Here is a 16,059-nt window from a genome sequence, read left to right on the forward strand (position 1 = left end):
GGTGCGGGGATCTCGATACGAGCTCGGCTGGCGCCTCGCTCTACTCGATCGGCGGAGGATGCGAGCTCGGCGGGGTGGCGAGCTTGGCGGGGATGGCGGACTCAGCGGGGATGGCGAGCTTGGCGGGGACGGCGGACTCAGCGGGGACGGCGAGCTCAGTTGGGTGACGAGTCTTGGCACGTGTCCCAGGAGTGTGGCGTTGTCAACGCCTTTCGGCCGCAGCGGCGCCGGCGCGTCGGCCGAAGAAGGTGCCGTCGCCGAGCGAGGTGCCACTGATGTAGCCCCAGGAGTGCAGGCCCGACGTCGCGCGCCCGGCCGCGAAGAGCCCTGGTATCGCCTCTCCGTCGAGATCCAGGACCGCCCCGTCGACCGTGGTGCACACGCCACCGAGGGTGAAGACCTCTGCTCCGCCGCCACCGGCGGCACCGTATTCCGGTGGGGCGATGCCCTTGCGGACGTCGATGGCGGCGAATGGAGCCTGCAATGGCCGCAACCACCGGGCGGACTTGTGGAAGTAGGGATCGATGCCCTCGCCGGCATACCGGTTGTATTCGGTCACAGTGCTCTGCAGGGCCCCGTCGGGCATGCCGATCTCGCGTTCGAGCTCCGAGACGGACTCGGCGACGAAATGAGGTACCACGCCCCATCTCTCGTCCTCCGGGACCTCCTCGTACCCCTTCTCGTCGAGAATCACCCAGACTCGCAATCCGTGCTTGAACAGAGCGGCCTGACCGACGAGGCCGGGGTACACATCCTCGTTGATGAAGCGCTGGCCCAGGTCGTTCACGATCATCCCGCGGACCATCATCCCGGGGATCAGCGAGATGCCGACCTGGCCGGCCGACATGTGCCGGATCGCGGCACCGGCCGCTTGTGCCATCCGGATACCGCGACCGTCGTCGCCGCCGTCGCTGTTCACGCCCAGGCCGACCAGCTGGGGAGCGTGCTGGGCGACCATCTCGGCGTTGTCGGCGAAGCCGCCGGTGGTGATCACGACCCCGCCCCGCGCCCGGTAGGTGACGGTCTCGCCGAAATGGCGCGCGGATACGCCGACGACGCGGTTGTTCTCGACGACGAGCCGGTGGACCGCGGTATCGGTGTGGACGGCAACATCCGATTCCGCGATCGCGTCACCGAGCACGGCCATCAGAACCTTGCCACCGAAGCCGTCGGACGTGACCCGGTGGCCGCGGGGTACAGGAGTCGCGACATCGCAGAAGGGATGGGCGTTCTCTCCCATCCACATCAGGCCGTCGTCGGTCGGCGGGACCCAGGTCGGCGAGTCCCACAGCGACGGCTTGAACGGAACGCCCTGTGCGACCAGCCATTCGAAGTGCTCGACGCTCCCGTGGCAGTAGCGTCGGACCTTGTCGGCGTCGGCGTCCGGGCCGAGGGCGGCGAGCAGGAACTTCTCCATCTCCGCAGGCGTATCCGTGAATCCGCACGCCTGCTGGATTCCTGTGCCGCCGCCCAGATAGATCTCGCCGCCGGACAACGCGGCCGATCCACCGCCACCGCTCTGCCGCTCGAGAAGGATCGTGTCGGCGCCGGCAGCGTCCGCCTCGAGAGCGGCAGCCGCTCCGGCACAGCCGAATCCGATCACCAGCACGTCGGTTTGGTAGGTGAACTCGTCGACCTCGGACGCTGCGAGCGGTCGGACGGATCTGGGCGTGCTGGTCATGCCTGGCCTCCTGTGGGGTGACTGTCGCTATCGGGTGCCGCCGACGGCGGGCTCCCGCCGCAGAAACGCCGACACCGCACTCTCGAAAGCCGACTTCTGCTCGATCATCGCCCAGTGCCCGCACTGCGGGAACACGTGCAGCTCGGCGTTCGGGATCGTCCGCATCGGGATGAGTGACATGTCCAACGGGCTGACGCGGTCATCGCGGCCCCAGGTCAGCAGGGTCGGTGCAGTGACCTTGTGCATCGTCGCCCAGGGCGGGGGAGTGTCCGAGTTCTCCATCGCCGCGATCATCGCGGCGAATGCCGTTGACCCGTACATCCGTCGCGCGCTCTCGAGCGTGCCGGGCTCGGTGGCCTGCGCCCAGCGTTCCTCGATGAGGTCGTCGGTGATCAAGGCGGGGTCGTAGACCATCGAGTGCAGCCAGCGCACGAGTCGCTCGCGGTTCGGGTCGTCGGTGAATTCTTGCAGGAGCCGGATTCCTTCACTGGGTCCCGGGCTGAAGAGGTTCTTGCCGATCCCGCCGATCGTGACGAGGCTCCGGACCTTGTCCGGGTGGGCGGCCGCGTAACTCAGGGCGACGCCACCGCCCATCGAGTTGCCGATGATCGCGACATCCGTCAGATCCAGCGCGTCGACGAACTCCTCGACCGCGGCCAGCGCGGTGACCATCGGATGGCCGCCGAAGTCGTCGCTGACGCCGAAACCTGGGAATTCCAGGACGAGGCAACGGAAATGCTCCGCGAAGAACGATAGATTTCCGCTGAAGTTGCGGAGCCCGGTAACGCCGGGACCTGAGCCGTGCAGAAGCAGCAGGACCGGTCCGTCGCCGGCCTCGTGGTAGCGGAGTACGCCACGGGAGGTGGCGATCTCGCGTGTCGTCACCCCGGGGATCGTCACAGCGGGATTCGTCGCAGCGGGATTTGTCACGGTCATGATCACTGTCCCATCGCGTAGGCGACGGTGGGGCCCGCGGTCCATCCGCCGTCCACGGCGAGCTCGGCACCGGTCATGTATGCGGCATCGTCGGACAGGAGGAAGCTGACGGCGCCGGCGATCTCGTCCGGGAGCCCCACCCGACCAATCGGCGTGTTGGGATATTTGCCATCGCCGGTCTCGATACCGATCGACGATGTCATCGGCGTGTAGGTCATTCCGGGGTGGACCGAGTTGACGCGGATGCGATCCGTGGCGAGTTCTACCGCGGTGATCTTGGTCAGTCCGCGGACGCCCCATTTCGATGCACCGTAGCCGCTGGTGAGTGGCAATCCGGTGAGACCGGCTGCAGAAGAGATGTTGACGATCGATCCGCCGCCCGCCGCTCGCAGAGGTGCGATGGCGGCGCGGATGCCGTTGAACACGCCGACGAGGTTGATCTCGAGGACCTGTCGGAAGTTCTCGAGCGTGTCCTGCTCGACGAATGCTCCCGTCGAGATCCCGGCGTTGTTGACGATCCCTGTGAGGGAGCCGAATTCGGCTTGTGCGTGTGCGACGGCTTCCGCCCACTGGTCGGGATCGGTGACGTCGAGACGGACGTAGCGTGCGGCGTCACCGAGATCCTCGGCGGTCTGCTTGCCCACGTCGTCGAGGATGTCGCCGATCACCACCTTGCCGCCGCGCGCGACGATGCGATGCGCGAACGCCGAGCCGAGGCCGCGCGCGCCGCCGCTGACGACGATCACCTTGCCGGCCAATTGTGCTGTGTCCGATGGTGTTACTGGAGTGCTCATGATCTCAATCTCCTGGGGTGTTCTGATCGCGGCGCAATCGGTGGGGCAGTCCGCGGGTCGGCTCGACCCGAATGCTGTCGGTCGCCAACCGCCCGTTGCGGGCGGCCTCTTCGATGGTTTCGCGGAGTGCGGGACAGGTCGGGATGGCGCTCACGTTCTCGCCGGCCGCGATGATGCGAGCGAATTCGGGGCACGCGTGGGCGGCATCCTCGAGCCATTGAATGCTGGTATGGCTCGGACTGAATTTCTCTGCGAGGACGGTGGTTCGGCAAGTACCGCAGGTCAACTCTTGCATCGGAGGCCTCAGCGGTCGGCAGCGGCGCGGCGTGCCGCGACGTAGCCGAAGACCATGGCGGGACCGATGGTCGCACCGGCGCCCGCGTAGTCGTTGCCCATCACCGAGGCCGACGTGTTGCCGGTCGCGAAGAGACCGTCGATGACGGTTCCGTCGTTGCGCAGGACCTGTGCGTCGGCGTTGTACACGAGACCACCCTTGGTGCCGAGGTCACCGGCACGCATGCGGAGCGCATAGAACGGGCCGCGATCGAGAACGTCGAGCGTTGGCTGATCGAGACTCGGGTCGCCGTAGTAGTTGTCGTATGCACTGTCGCCGCGACCGTGATCGAGATCCTTGCCGCCGCGCGCGAAACCGTTGTAGCGCTCCACGGTTCCGGTCAATGCGGCAGGGTCGACGTCGATGGCGGCGGCGAGCTCCCCGAGGGTGCTCGCCTTCACCAGGAGACCGTTCTGTGACCAGTCCGCAGGGAACGACTGTCCGGGCATGATGCCGCCGATCGGATACCGGTTCTTCGCGGTGCGATCGAAGATGAACCAGGCCGGTTCGTGACCGCCTGCCAGTTGGGCGTGCACGAAGGTCACATAGGGCGCCGCCTCGTTGGTGAACCGGTGGCCGCTTTGATCGACGATGATCGAACGCGGAATCGATCGCTCGGACACCAGCACCTGGTTGATGCCGTCTGGACGCTGGAAGGACGGCATCCACCAGGCGTCGTCCATGAGATCCACCGCGGCACCGACGTCGGCGCCGGCGACTATTCCGTCTCCCGTGTTGTCCTTCGACGCCGCGCTGTAGTCGTCCTGCCCGCCGGACGGGAGATGGCGTTTGCGCATCTCGTCGTTGTGTTCGAACCCTCCGGTCGCCAGCAACACTCCGGCCCGGGCCCGGATGCGGATCTGTTCGCCACGGTGATCGGCGACGACGCCGATCACCGCACCGGACGCGTCGGTGATGAGTGACTCCAAGGGCGTGTCGAGGAGCAGTGGCACGCCCGCGTCGTTCAACGCCAGTCGGAGCCGGGCGACGAGTGCTCGGCCGAGCGTGTCCATATGGCGCCGCAGGACAACCGCTTTGACTGCCCGCAGGCCCGTCATCAACGCGGTCCGCCTGCCCTTCCAGGTGCGCATCACCATGTTGAGGGCGACGAAGTCCTTGGATGTGATGAACAGACCGGGAGGCGTGGCCAGTGCGGCCGGGCGCAACCGGTTCTCGTCCTCGCCGAGTTGCTTGAGATCGACCGGCAGCGGCTCGATCGACCGGCCTTCCGGACGGCCGCCGGGCCGCTCCGGATGGTAGTCGGAGTAGCCCGGACACCACTGGAAACGCATGTGCGGACTGGTCTTCTCCAGGAACTCGACCATCCGCGGTCCCTCGTCGATGAAGGCGTCGACGTTGGCGGAGGGAACTCGGTCGCCGACGACGGCGTCGAGATAGGCGCGCACATTCTCGCGTGAGTCGACGATCCCTTCGCGGCGAAGGGTGGCGTTGTTCGGAATCCATACCCCGCCGCCCGACAGCGCCGTGCTACCGCCGAAGACCGAGGCCTTCTCGATGATGAGCGTATCGAGTCCTTCCGCGGCAGCGGCCAACGCACCGGTGAGCCCGCCCGCCCCGCTCCCGACCACGACGAAGTCGACGTCGCGATCCCACTGCAGTTCATCTGTGGTCATGTCCGGTCTCTCTATCGGTTCTTGATGGTCAGGTCGTCGGGTGCCCAGACCGCACGCATGCTGGTGATCTGGGCATCGTCGTCGAACGTCATGATGTCAATGGGTTCGACGACGATGACCTGGTCGGGGGTTCGTGTGGTGACGCGGAAGTGAAATGCTGCGGTGTGGCCGGACACGCGCAGGGTGAGGAGTTCGGCGTCGCAGTCGGCGCCGCTGAGCGGGCCGTAGAATTCCTCGATCGCCGTTCGGCCGGTTCGGATGTCGGAACCGACGGGGTCCTCGACGGTGGCGCCGTCGGCGTACAGGGCGGCGATGTCCGCGGCCGTTCCGGACCCGATCGCCGACAGATATTGCAGGACTCGGGAGCGGATCAGGTCATTCGGATTCATCGGAACTCCTCGAGATCGTGGTGTCGGGGCCGGGTTCTCCGGTACGGGAGAGCATGTCGAGGACGGCGAGGTGGCTGAACAGGACCGAGGCGCCGATAGGGTTGCCGCCGCCCGGGTAGGTGGTCCCACTCACCGCGGCCATCGTGTTGCCCGCGGCGTAGAGGCCATCGATTCGTCGGCCCGTCTTGTCGAGAGCGGCCCCGGCACTGTCGGTGTGCACTCCGCCCTTGGTTCCGAGGTCGGAGATGCCAAAGGCTGCAGCGTGATAGGGCGGCTGGTCGATCGGGACCATCGGCGGCTCGCCGCCGGAGAACGCTCGGTCATACGCCTCGTCGCCACGGCCGAAGTCCGGATCGACGCCGTCGGCCACGAACTTGTTGAAGCGCTCGATGGTCGCTACGAGTCCGGTCGGGTCGACACCGATCCGGGCGGCGAGATCCTCCAGCGTGTCGGCGGAGTGCCACAGTCCCGCGGACTCGTAATCCTCGGTGTCCACCATGGACACGTTGGATGCCTTGACCGGCGGGACCACACCTTCCTTGTCGTCGTAGACCATCCAGAACGGCAGGGCCAGTGTTTCCTGTTCGATGGCCTGGATGGCCTCGCGGCCCAATCGGTCATACGGTGCGGACTCGTTGACGAATCGCTGCCCTTCCTGGTTCACGAAGATGCCACCGGTGAACCACAGGGCAAACGCCGAGCGCCCGTCCGGATGGGTCATTCCGGGCGACCACCATGCCTGATCCATGAGGTCGAGGTCTGCGCCGGCGGTGATCGCGGCCTGATGTGCGCGGCCGAGATTTCCCCACGGTCCCATCGTGTCGCGCGCCGAGCCGGGAACCCCGAACCGATCGCGCATCTCGTCGTTCTGCTCGAAGCCACCGGCGGCCAGCAGCACGCCACGGAAGGTCCGGATCGCACGGCGCGTCCCGTCGTGTTCGACGATCGCCCCGACCACCGAACCGTCCTCGACGACGAGGTCGACCAGAGGCGAATCGAGGTGTAGTGACGCATTGGGGAAGCGGCTGATGGCCTTGAGAAATCGTCCGATGAGCGCTTGTCCGCCGATGAGCAGGTCCGGCGGTGGCGCACCAAGCCGATCGGTGTCGAGCGGGCCGCGCAACGAGTCACGTAGGTCGCCGAGTTCCGACGCGGGCAAAGGTACGGGAGTGATGTGGCGCTGACCGTCGAGCCGTGCGCCAGGTGCCTTCCCGAAATAGTCGGGCCAGGGGAACATCTCGAAGGCAAACGCGGGATCGCTCTCCAGATACTCGATCACGTCGGATCCGCGACGGATGTAGGTCTGCTGGAGATCGGCCGGAGTGCGCTCGCCGACCACGGCGTGGAAGTACTCGAGCGCCGCGTCGAGGGTGTCGTCGGTGCCCGCTCGACGCAAGGCCGGGTTACACGGAAACCACATCCCGCCGCCGCCGGAGTACGCGGTGGTACCCCCGAACTTGTCGGTCGCCTCGACCACGGCCACCCGCAGTCCTTCGCGTGCCGCGGTGTAGGCGCCGGCGAGTCCGCCGCCCGATCCCGCGACGAGCACATCTACTTCGTCGTCCCAGTGCATCCTGTTCCCCTTCCGTGAACCAGTACCGACGGTAGGTGAGCAGGGTGAGGGGCGGAGGTGCGTTGTCCCGATGATCGGGAGGGTGATCTGACCGTGGCCGAGTGTGCCGATCAGCGGGAGGATCACTGGCATTCGGCGGTCTCGCGATCCTAGCGTCGACGGTCAGTGAAACGTACCGATCGGAAGGCGAATTGACGTGGACACCACCAACTCAGAAGCCGCCACACATGTGCGTACCGTCGACGTCGTTGTGGTCGGTGCGGGAATCGCGGGACTGTATGCGCTACAGCGGTTTCGACGTGACGGTCAGTCCGTCCAAGTCTACGAGGCGGGCGGTGGCGTGGGCGGCGTCTGGTACTGGAACCGCTATCCCGGCGCGCGTTGTGACGTCGAGAGCGTTGACTACTCATACTCTTTCGACGACCAGCTTCAGCAGGAGTGGGACTGGAGCGAGAAGTACGCGACGCAGCCCGAGATCCTGCGCTATCTCAACCATGTGGCGGACAGATTCGACCTCCGGCGCGACATCGCATTGAACACCCGGGTGGTCGACGTGACGCTCGACGAGTCGACACTTCGCTGGCTGGTGCGCACCGATGCCGGTGAGGAGGTATCGGCCAGGTTCTGCGTGCTCGCGCTCGGGCCGCTGTCGAGTGCGAACATCCCGCAGATCCCCGGCCTGACGTCATTCGCCGGCGATATCCACCACACATCGTCGTGGCCGCACGGCGGCGTCGATTTCGCCGGGCGACGTGTTGGGGTGATCGGGACGGGATCATCGGGCATACAGGCCATTCCGCGCATCGCCGAGACCGCGGCAGAGCTCCACGTCTTCCAGCGGACTCCGAATTACAGCATCCCGGCCGGAAACGTGCCGCTCGACGATGCGACGCGGGCGGCCCACAAGGCCGGTTACGCGGAGCGTCGTCGCCAATCGATGGAGAGCGGTGGGGGCTCACCGCATCAGCCGCACCCGAGGTCGGCGCTGGACGTGTCCGACGATGAACGCCATGAGGCATACGAAAAGCGTTGGCTTCTGGGCGGAGTCCTGTTCAGCAAGACGTTCCCCGACCAGCTGACCGATCTCGAGGCGAACCGCACTGCCCGGGAGTTCTGGGAGCAGGAGATCCGCTCCGTGATCGACGACCCGGCGGTGGCCGAGGTCCTGATCCCGCGTGACCATCCGATCGGTGCCAAGCGGATCTGCACCGACGACAACTACTTCCAGACATTCAATCGATCGAACGTGCAGATCGTCGACCTGCGATCGACGCCGATCGATCGGATCACGCCCGACGGAATCAGCGTCGGTGGTCGTACCATCAGTCTCGACTCGCTGGTACTGGCCACCGGATTCGACGCCATGACCGGCTCGGTGGAACGGATCAACATCGTCGGGCGTGGGGGTGAGACGCTCAAGCAGGCCTGGAGCGAAGGACCACGGACCTACCTCGGTCTGGGGGTCGCCGGATTCCCCAACCTCTTCAACCTGACCGGTCCCGGCAGTCCCTCGGTCCTGGCGAACATGGTGCTGCACTCCGAACTTCACGTGGATTGGGTGGCCGACGCACTCACGGCCCTCGACGCCGTCGGGGCGGAGGCCATCGAGGCCCGGCCCGACGCCGTCGACAGCTGGGTCCGGGAATGCTCGGAACGAGCTGCTCGAACATTGATGCCCGAGGCGAACTCCTGGTACCTGGGTGCGAACATCCCGGGAAAACCCAGGGTGTTCATGCCGTTCGTCGGTGGGTTCGGCGTGTATCGCGACATCATCGAGGAGGTGGCGGCGGACGGGTATCGCGGCTTCGACGTGATTCGCGACGAGTCCGTCCCGAACCGGCCCTGACGCCGTGGCCGGTTCCACGCGCTCCCCGTTCGACCACGGACGGGGAGCGCCCGGCCGTGCATCACCCGGAGAGGTCGCCGAAGGTGCCGAAGCCGCCGCGGAAGAAGAGCAACGGGCCCTTGGCCTCCTGCGCCGACAACCCGGTGATTTGCGCGACGACGATGGTGTGGTCGCCGGCGTCGTGTTCGGAGTCCAGACGGGCGTCGATATGGGCGAGCGCGTCGTCGAGGACGGGAGCGCCGGCTGGGCTGGGCTGCCAGCCGATGTCGCGGAACTTTTCTGTTCCGGTTCGGGCGAACTGCCGGCACATCTCGTGCTGATCGTCGGCGAGGATGTTGATGCAGAACTCGCCGACTTGGCGTATCCGCGGCCACGAGGTGGATGTCGCCGCCGGGCAGAACGACATCAAGGGTGGTGTCAGCGAGACGGACACGACGGATTGGCAGGTGAAGCCGATCGGTTCCATCCCGTCGTGGGCGGTGATCACCGCCACACCGGTCGCAAAGTTGCCCCACACCCGCCGAAGGCTGCCCTCATCGATATCGAGCTGCCTGGTCAACACCCTGTCGTAACTCATGATTCCTCCGAAAGTTGCCGTATTACAACAGAATCAGCCCATTGCATCGACGAATCAACGGGCTGTCCCGCTGAGTGCGCGGCCACGCCGCGAGCTTCGGGCCAACCTGTTGGTAGCATTTGGCCGTGACCTCGGAAAAAGTTCGCTTCGAGGATCTGCCCAATCTTCCTCCGACCTCATGGGCTGTCCTCTGCATGCTCGCCTACGAGGAAGAGGTCTCCGGGTACGACATCAAGAAGTGGGCGGACTGGAGCCTTCGCCACTATTACTGGAGTCCGTCGTTCAGCCAAGTCTATTCGGAGCTGAAGCGGATCGAGAACCACGGTTACGCCACCTCGCGGATGGCCACCGGCGATGGTGGCCGCAATCGAAGGGTCTACAAGATCACGGATGCCGGCCGGCGGGCGGTCCGCATCTGGGCGCTCGATGCACCGGTCGATCCTCCTATGCTCAAGCACGGCGTGTTGTTGCGGACCGCTTTCGGGCACCTCAGTACGCCGGAGACGGTCAAGGCGATGCTCCGCGAGCATGTTGAGCGAGTTGAGGCGTTGCAGCACAGGGTCGCCGTCGATGCCGCGGCAGCCGAGGCGGAACCGGCATGGGCATACGCGCGGATCGCGATGCGTTGGGCCGAGCGCTATTACGCCAACGAGCGTGAACTGGCGCTGGAGCTGATCGACGAGATCGATGCCGCCGAAGAGATTTTCACCGCAGGCAAGCATGGCGAGAGCTTCCCCCGCCCACGACCGGGACATTGGCGTGAGGTCGAGAAGCAGGTCCAGGCGACCGAACACGACGACTGATCGATCTCAGTCCTGATCCGCCAGCGCGCGAAGGTCGGTCCATGCCTGCTTGCGTGCGGCTTCACACAGGTCGAGGACGGGCATCGTCATGAATCCGTGGATGGCGCCTGCATGGTCGTGGTGGACGGTCTGGACCCCGGCCGCAGCGAGCGCACGCGCGAGGTCGGCACCTTCCGACCACAGCGGGTCATGCACGGCGGTGATCACGAGGGTCGGGGGCAGGCCGACGAGGTCCGCGCGAATGGGAGAGGCATGGGGGTGTGTGCGGTCCTCTGGTTCCGGAACGTACTGATCCCAATACCATTTCATCGCGGCCGCCGTGTTGTAGTGGCCCTCCGCGAAGCGGACATATGAGTCGCTGGTGAAGTCCGCGGCCACCACTGGGTAGATCAAGGCCTGAGCGCGAATCGGCGGTCCGCCTGCCTCGCGGGCCAGGAGCGACGCGACGGCCGCGAGATTTCCGCCTGCGCTGTCGCCGGCCACGATCACGCGCTCCGGATCTGCGCCCAGTTCGGTCGCTTCGTCGGACGCCCAGATCGTGACCGCATGGACATCATGGGCAGCCGCGGGCCACGGGTGTTCGGGAGCGCGACGATAGTCGACGGACACCACGACAGCGCCGGTCCCGTTCGCCATCGAACGACAGAGGTCGTCATGGCTGTCGAGGTCGCAGAACACGAATCCGCCACCGTGGGCGAACACGATCAGAGGCCGTGCGGTGTGGGTGGTGTCCTGGTCCACGGGCCAGTAGATCCGGATCGGGATCTCGCCGTCCGGCCCGGGGACCGTCCGATCATGGACGCGGGCCACCGGGATGGGCTCGGGATCAGGTTGCAGCCGGGCACGGATGGCTGCTCGCGCCGCAGGGGCCGACATCGTCTCCACTCGAGGAAATCCCTCATTCAGTCGAGGCAGGATGGCGGCGATTCCCGGGTCGATCATCGCGCCACCCGGGTCGGCGCGCCGCTGATCGGGGAGACCGACGCCCGACGCATCCCGAGATGCTGATGCCTGCGCTGCAGGGTGGGCACCACCCGGCCCGATCCGCCCTCGAGGTTGCGCCATATCGCCAAGGCCGTCATGCGCACGGGTGCCGCCATCCGGTGATCGAAGTTCATCCGGTCTGCGGGACCGCAGACCGAGACCGCGGCGACGGCCTCGTCGAGGTCGCCGATCGGCGCCGCGACACAACCGATGCCGGGGAGCGACTCTTCGCGCTCGTAGGCGATCCCGTGGGTGCGGATCTTGACGAGTTCGGTCTCGAGGCGGGAGCGCGTCGAGATGGAGTAGCGCGTCTTCTGGGTCAGCGGTTCGCCCGGTTCCCGGCTGCCCGCCTGGTGGTCCGAGTGCGCGAGGATCGCTTTGCCGACCGCGGTGCAGTGGGCCGGCTGACGGCCGCCCACCCGCGTCGGGATGGCGGCCGCGAGGGTGCCGCCGATCTTCTCCAGGTACACCACATCCGGTCCGTCGAGGATCGCGAGATGGACGACGAATCCCGTGGTCCGGTGCAACTCGTGCAGGAACGGAAGGGCCGCCTCGTGCAGACGATCCTGATGGACGGCGATCGATCCGAGTTCCATCAACCGGATCCCCAGTTCGTAGTCACGTCCCTGCCGACGTAGCCACCTCAGCGCGACCAGACGTTCCAGCATTCGATGGGCTGACGATCGTGGCAGGCCGGTACGACGCACGATCTGGGCGAGGGTCAGTCGGCCTGGTCCGTCGAACGCGTCGAGGACGAGGGATACACGATCGAGTACGGCATTCGGGGTGGATGTCTCCATCTCGAGGGTCATGACACCTCCATGGGGGAGCGGTGAGGAGTGCGGGCTGCACACTATGCCTAATAGGCATATGCCTATTAGTAACACACTATGTGGCCGCTGTCACATAAATGCTTTCTGGGGCCCGCCCATCCTCGACGAAAACGGGGGCGTCCCACCCGCAGGTGGAACGCCCCCGTTCGTCTCATGACCGCAGATCGCTGTTACATCGCAGCCAGCGGCTCGCTTCCCGACCAGTCGTGGCCCCAGTAGCTGTCGGCGGTGATCTCCTCGGCCGTGTAGTGGGCCTCGTCCACTTTCATGCCCTCGGTGCCGAATTCGATGTCCCAGCCCCCGGGTGCCCGGACGTAGAAGGACACCATCTTGTCGTTGGTGTGCCGGCCCAGCGTGGACGAGACGGAGAAGCCGTCCTTGACCACACGGTCGAGAGCCTGGCCGACCGCGTCGAGGGAGTCGACCTCGACCATCACGTGGATGAGACCCGGCGCTCCGCCGTGGGGTGCAGGGCAGAGCGCGAGGCTGTGATGGCGCTCGTTGACGCCGAGGAACCGGATACGCATCGGGCCGAACTCCGGCGGCGCCGGAAGGCGCATCGCTCCGCGGGGCAGGAACCCGAGGACATCGGTATAGAAGTCGAGGGCCCCGACCGGGTCTGTGGTCGGCAGCACGACATGCCCGAGACCCTGGCCGCCGGTGACGAAGGTCGCGCCGAACGGGGTGACGACAGGGCTGTGGTCGAGCACGGGGCCGTGGAAGATCTCCACGGCGGCCCCGGTCGGATCCGTGAACGAGACAACCTCTTCGACGCGACGGGCTTCGGCCTCTTCGACGGACAGCGGCTTCACAGCAACGCCGGCCCGCTCCAACGCGGACTGGACTCGTGTGAGTGCGGCGCCGTCGCGCACTTCCCAGCCGATCTCGACGACCTCGTCGGTGTCCCCCGGGACGACGACGATGCGTGCTGCACGTTCGTCCATCCGGAGGTACAGGGCGTCCTCGTCGGGTCCGCTGCCCTGCGCGAAGCCCAACACGTCGAACGCGAAGGTGCGCCAGCGGTCGATGTCGGTGGTCTGGATCTTGAGATAGCCCAGCCCTTTGATCTCTGTCATGTCGATTCCTTTGTCGGTCATGTTATTCCGTGATGATTCCGGTCAGATCATCTTCTGCAGCGGCTCGGGCGGCTCGATGCCGAGCGAGCTGAGGGCCGAAGCGTGATAGACCGTGCTCGGCACGTGAATAGCGTGATTCAGCCCGGCGTGCGCGTCGCGCCAGAATCGCTGCAGCGGCTTGTCCATGCGCAGAGCGTTGCCCCCGGAGCGCGCGAAGATCTGATCCACGGCCATCACGGCCCGCCACGCGGCGCGCACCTGGGTCCGTCGTCCGGCAGCCCTCTGGTCGAACGACACCTCCTTGCCGGCATCGACGATGTCCCACATGGTGTCGACGGTGGCCAGCAGCTCCTGGCGGGCCGCGTTGATGTCCGCCGCGGCCTCGCCGACCGCGAACAGGACGTAGGGGTCATCCTTGATCGCGGTCCCCTGGGCGCCGACCCGTTCGCGCTGATAGTCGAGGTGCGCGGCGAGAGCGCCCTCCGCGATACCGATGACCGCCGACGAGATTCCCAGCGGGAACATGTTGGACCACGGCATCTTGTAGAGGGTCTCGGTCACTCCGTACTCGCGCTGCGCGGTGCCGTCGATCACCTCGTCGCCGTTCATCACCCGGTACGCGGGGACGAAGGCATCCTTGACGATGATGTCCTTGGAACCGGTTCCCTTGAGGCCGACCACGTTCCATGAGTCGTCGACGATCTGGTAGTCGCTGCGGGGCAGGATCATGTGCAACATCGTCGGGGGGTCGGCGATGGAACCGTCGGCCGTGCCGAGCAGCGCACCGAGGAAGATCCAGTCACAGTGATCGGTGCCGGAACTGAATTGCCAGCGGCCGTTGAATATGTATCCGCCGTCGACCGGGACGGCGATTCCCGTCGGTGCATACGGTGACGCCATCCAGGTGTCGTTGTCGGTACCCCAGACCTCTTCCTGGACCTTCGGATCCGCGAATGCCAACTGCCACGGGTGGACGCCGACGATGCCGCAGACCCACCCGGTCGCGCCGTCGAGCGCCGCCGCGGCCATCACGGTCTCGGCGAACTCGCGCGGATGCGCCTCGTAGCCGCCGTACTTCTTGGGCTGCAACAAACGGATCGGTCCGGCGGCCTTGAGTTTCTTGGCCGTCTCGTCGGGCAGCCGGCCGATCCGCTCGGCCTCCTCGGCCTGACCGCGGATCTCGTCCGCCAGTGCCGTGATGTTCTCGAGTGCTTCGTTCATGTTCGTTTCCTCGTGCTCGTGATGGTGTGCGGCAGAATGGTCGGTGGCCGACCGCCGTCAGGCGTGGGCTTGCAGTGTGTTGCTGTTGGCGATGTTCTCGGCGACCTCGGCCTCCCAGCTCTGCACCGCCCGCTCGGTGTCGATCTCGAACTCGAAACGGTTGGTCATATCGTCGGTGACCTGATCGACGTCGACATAGAACTGCTCGTACCAGCGGCGCAGCTGGTACACCGGTCCGTCCTCTTCGGAGAGCAGCGGGTTGTCGATGGGCGCCTTGTTCTTCCAGATCTCGATGTCCTGCTCGAAGCCCATCTCCACGCCCTGGGCGAACTGTGCGGCCATCCCCTCCGCCGCCTCGTCGGACATGCCCTCGGGCTTCTTCACCATCGCGCCGTACTGCAGCACAAAGGAATTCGATGAGACCGGATAGTGGCAATTGATCAGGACCGTCTCGATGGTCATGCCCTGAGCCTCGCTCCACAGCCAGTCGATCATGTACGAGGGACCGAAGTACGATGCATCGGAACGCAATGTGGAGTTCGGATCGTCGTAGTTCGTACCGACCTCGATGTCCTGGCGAGGGGTGGATCTCATGTACTGCGTGGCGGTGTGGCCCTCGAAGACATTCTTGAAGTAGCGCGGAAACGCGTAGTGCACGTAGAAGAAGTGCGCCATGTCCACCACATTGTCGACGATCTCGCGGCAATGCGATCCCTCGACGAGGAGTGAGTTCCACGTCCAACCGGTCCATTCCGATGTTCCGAATCCCTCGATCTCGGGGATCGTCACGTCGTCGGTGGGCTTGCTCCCCTGCGGGTCGTGCCACACGAAGAGCTGCCCGTTGCGCTCGAGCGTCGGCCACGAGCGGGTCTTCGCCACCGGGGGAACCCGCTTGGCGTAGGGGATGTCGGTGCAGCGTCCGTTGCCGCCCCAGCGCCAGTCATGGAACGGGCAGGCGATCGAGTCGCCCTTGATGGTGCCGAGCGCGAGGTTTCCGCCCATGTGCCGGCAATAGGCGTCGAGGATGTGGAGCTTCCCGGTCTCCTGGGCCTGAAAGACCACCAGCGTCGTACCGAAGGCCTTCACCTGGTGAGGCCGACCGTCCTGGAAGGTGTCGAGCAGCCCGAGGCAATGCCAGCCGCGGGCGAAGCGGGCCGGTGCGGCCGCCGCTTCGATCGTTCTGAACTCCTCGGTTTCCGAGGGGGATTGACCATTCGTGTGACCCAGCATCGAGACCTCCAACTCTCCAGACGGACTGGTGTGACGGTTCGATGGTCGTCGGAACCGGTCGCGACCGAACGGCTCTCTCCCGGTCAGTGGGCGGGAATTCCGGCTTCCCGCTCAGTGGATGCCGATTGAACCCGCGACGACGGCGTCT

The 16,059-nt window shown here is 65.9% G+C and carries 15 protein-coding genes; 2 read left to right on the plus strand and 13 right to left on the minus strand.

Annotated features, from left to right (window positions below; genetic code table 11):
• Positions 1-202: 202 nt before the first annotated feature.
• From ACLQ3I_RS16705 to ACLQ3I_RS16735, 7 genes are all read right to left on the minus strand, one after another.
• Positions 203-1,681 (minus strand): FAD-dependent oxidoreductase, encoded by a 1,479-nt coding sequence (locus ACLQ3I_RS16705; protein WP_425803355.1) that lies wholly within the window; start codon positions 1,679-1,681, stop codon positions 203-205.
• Between the two features lie 27 nt (positions 1,682-1,708).
• Positions 1,709-2,566 carry an alpha/beta fold hydrolase gene (locus tag ACLQ3I_RS16710; RefSeq protein WP_425803358.1) on the minus strand — a complete coding sequence of 286 codons (858 nt, stop codon included), beginning with the start codon at positions 2,564-2,566 and terminating at the stop codon, positions 1,709-1,711.
• A 53-nt stretch (positions 2,567-2,619) separates the two neighbouring features.
• Positions 2,620-3,411 carry a glucose 1-dehydrogenase gene (locus ACLQ3I_RS16715; protein WP_425789791.1) on the minus strand — a complete coding sequence of 264 codons (792 nt, stop codon included), beginning with the start codon at positions 3,409-3,411 and terminating at the stop codon, positions 2,620-2,622.
• A gap of 4 nt (positions 3,412-3,415) precedes the next feature.
• A complete protein-coding gene (locus tag ACLQ3I_RS16720) occupies positions 3,416-3,565 on the minus strand; it encodes a hypothetical protein (protein WP_425803361.1) in 150 nt (49 codons plus the stop codon).
• Positions 3,566-3,714: 149 nt separating this feature from the next.
• The gene (locus ACLQ3I_RS16725; RefSeq protein WP_425803364.1) at positions 3,715-5,379 is read right to left on the minus strand and encodes an FAD-dependent oxidoreductase; all 1,665 of its coding nucleotides are present in this window, start codon (positions 5,377-5,379) and stop codon (positions 3,715-3,717) included.
• 11 nt (positions 5,380-5,390) lie between these two features.
• Positions 5,391-5,768: a nuclear transport factor 2 family protein gene (locus tag ACLQ3I_RS16730; protein ID WP_425789787.1), complete on the minus strand. Its 378-nt coding sequence runs from the start codon at positions 5,766-5,768 to the stop codon at positions 5,391-5,393.
• Positions 5,755-7,341: an FAD-binding protein gene (locus ACLQ3I_RS16735; RefSeq protein WP_425803367.1), complete on the minus strand. Its 1,587-nt coding sequence runs from the start codon at positions 7,339-7,341 to the stop codon at positions 5,755-5,757. The genes ACLQ3I_RS16730 and ACLQ3I_RS16735 overlap by 14 nt, the downstream gene beginning before the upstream one ends.
• Positions 7,342-7,537: 196 nt before the next feature.
• Between ACLQ3I_RS16735 and ACLQ3I_RS16740 the strand changes: the two genes are divergently transcribed.
• Entirely contained in the window at positions 7,538-9,187 is a 1,650-nt protein-coding gene (locus ACLQ3I_RS16740; RefSeq protein WP_425803370.1) for a flavin-containing monooxygenase, read from the plus strand.
• Between the two features lie 61 nt (positions 9,188-9,248).
• Here ACLQ3I_RS16740 and ACLQ3I_RS16745 read toward each other — a convergent pair whose 3' ends face one another.
• Positions 9,249-9,764 carry a flavin reductase family protein gene (locus ACLQ3I_RS16745; protein ID WP_425789781.1) on the minus strand — a complete coding sequence of 172 codons (516 nt, stop codon included), beginning with the start codon at positions 9,762-9,764 and terminating at the stop codon, positions 9,249-9,251.
• Between the two features lie 125 nt (positions 9,765-9,889).
• Between ACLQ3I_RS16745 and ACLQ3I_RS16750 the strand changes: the two genes are divergently transcribed.
• Positions 9,890-10,567, plus strand: a complete 678-nt coding sequence (locus ACLQ3I_RS16750; RefSeq protein WP_425789779.1) for a PadR family transcriptional regulator — start codon at positions 9,890-9,892, stop codon at positions 10,565-10,567.
• A gap of 6 nt (positions 10,568-10,573) precedes the next feature.
• On the opposite strand, the gene ACLQ3I_RS16755 is transcribed toward ACLQ3I_RS16750, so the two are convergent.
• The 5 genes from ACLQ3I_RS16755 to ACLQ3I_RS16775 form a co-directional block, all read right to left on the minus strand.
• Positions 10,574-11,509: an alpha/beta hydrolase gene (locus ACLQ3I_RS16755; protein WP_425803373.1), complete on the minus strand. Its 936-nt coding sequence runs from the start codon at positions 11,507-11,509 to the stop codon at positions 10,574-10,576.
• Complete coding sequence (locus ACLQ3I_RS16760) at positions 11,506-12,363, minus strand: IclR family transcriptional regulator (RefSeq protein ID WP_425789775.1); 858 nt, start codon at positions 12,361-12,363, stop codon at positions 11,506-11,508. Before ACLQ3I_RS16760 ends, ACLQ3I_RS16755 begins: the two co-directional genes overlap by 4 nt.
• Before the next feature lie 191 nt (positions 12,364-12,554).
• On the minus strand, positions 12,555-13,460 hold the full coding sequence (bphC, locus tag ACLQ3I_RS16765; RefSeq protein WP_425789774.1) for a biphenyl-2,3-diol 1,2-dioxygenase: 906 nt from the start codon (positions 13,458-13,460) through the stop codon (positions 12,555-12,557).
• Between the two features lie 42 nt (positions 13,461-13,502).
• On the minus strand, positions 13,503-14,681 hold the full coding sequence (locus ACLQ3I_RS16770) for an acyl-CoA dehydrogenase family protein (RefSeq protein ID WP_425803376.1): 1,179 nt from the start codon (positions 14,679-14,681) through the stop codon (positions 13,503-13,505).
• A 57-nt stretch (positions 14,682-14,738) separates the two neighbouring features.
• Positions 14,739-15,911, minus strand: a complete 1,173-nt coding sequence (locus ACLQ3I_RS16775; protein WP_425789770.1) for a Rieske 2Fe-2S domain-containing protein — start codon at positions 15,909-15,911, stop codon at positions 14,739-14,741.
• Between the last annotated feature and the right edge of the window lie 148 nt (positions 15,912-16,059).

Origin of the sequence: Gordonia sp. DT101, from assembly GCF_049844895.1 — a bacterium.
GTDB lineage: Bacteria > Actinomycetota > Actinomycetes > Mycobacteriales > Mycobacteriaceae > Gordonia.

What these genes read in the sequence shown, in the direction of transcription:
- ACLQ3I_RS16705 (WP_425803355.1), bottom strand. Translation starts at nt 1,681, where the DNA reads ATGACCAGCACGCCCAGATCCGTCCGACCGCTCGCAGCGTCCGAGGTC.
- ACLQ3I_RS16715 (WP_425789791.1), bottom strand. Translation starts at nt 3,411, where the DNA reads ATGAGCACTCCAGTAACACCATCGGACACAGCACAATTGGCCGGCAAG.
- ACLQ3I_RS16725 (WP_425803364.1), bottom strand. Translation starts at nt 5,379, where the DNA reads ATGACCACAGATGAACTGCAGTGGGATCGCGACGTCGACTTCGTCGTG.
- ACLQ3I_RS16730 (WP_425789787.1), bottom strand. Translation starts at nt 5,768, where the DNA reads ATGAATCCGAATGACCTGATCCGCTCCCGAGTCCTGCAATATCTGTCG.
- ACLQ3I_RS16735 (WP_425803367.1), bottom strand. Translation starts at nt 7,341, where the DNA reads ATGCACTGGGACGACGAAGTAGATGTGCTCGTCGCGGGATCGGGCGGC.
- ACLQ3I_RS16745 (WP_425789781.1), bottom strand. Translation starts at nt 9,764, where the DNA reads ATGAGTTACGACAGGGTGTTGACCAGGCAGCTCGATATCGATGAGGGC.
- ACLQ3I_RS16755 (WP_425803373.1), bottom strand. Translation starts at nt 11,509, where the DNA reads ATGATCGACCCGGGAATCGCCGCCATCCTGCCTCGACTGAATGAGGGA.
- ACLQ3I_RS16760 (WP_425789775.1), bottom strand. Translation starts at nt 12,363, where the DNA reads ATGACCCTCGAGATGGAGACATCCACCCCGAATGCCGTACTCGATCGT.
- bphC (WP_425789774.1), bottom strand. Translation starts at nt 13,460, where the DNA reads ATGACAGAGATCAAAGGGCTGGGCTATCTCAAGATCCAGACCACCGAC.
- ACLQ3I_RS16770 (WP_425803376.1), bottom strand. Translation starts at nt 14,681, where the DNA reads ATGAACGAAGCACTCGAGAACATCACGGCACTGGCGGACGAGATCCGC.
- ACLQ3I_RS16775 (WP_425789770.1), bottom strand. Translation starts at nt 15,911, where the DNA reads ATGCTGGGTCACACGAATGGTCAATCCCCCTCGGAAACCGAGGAGTTC.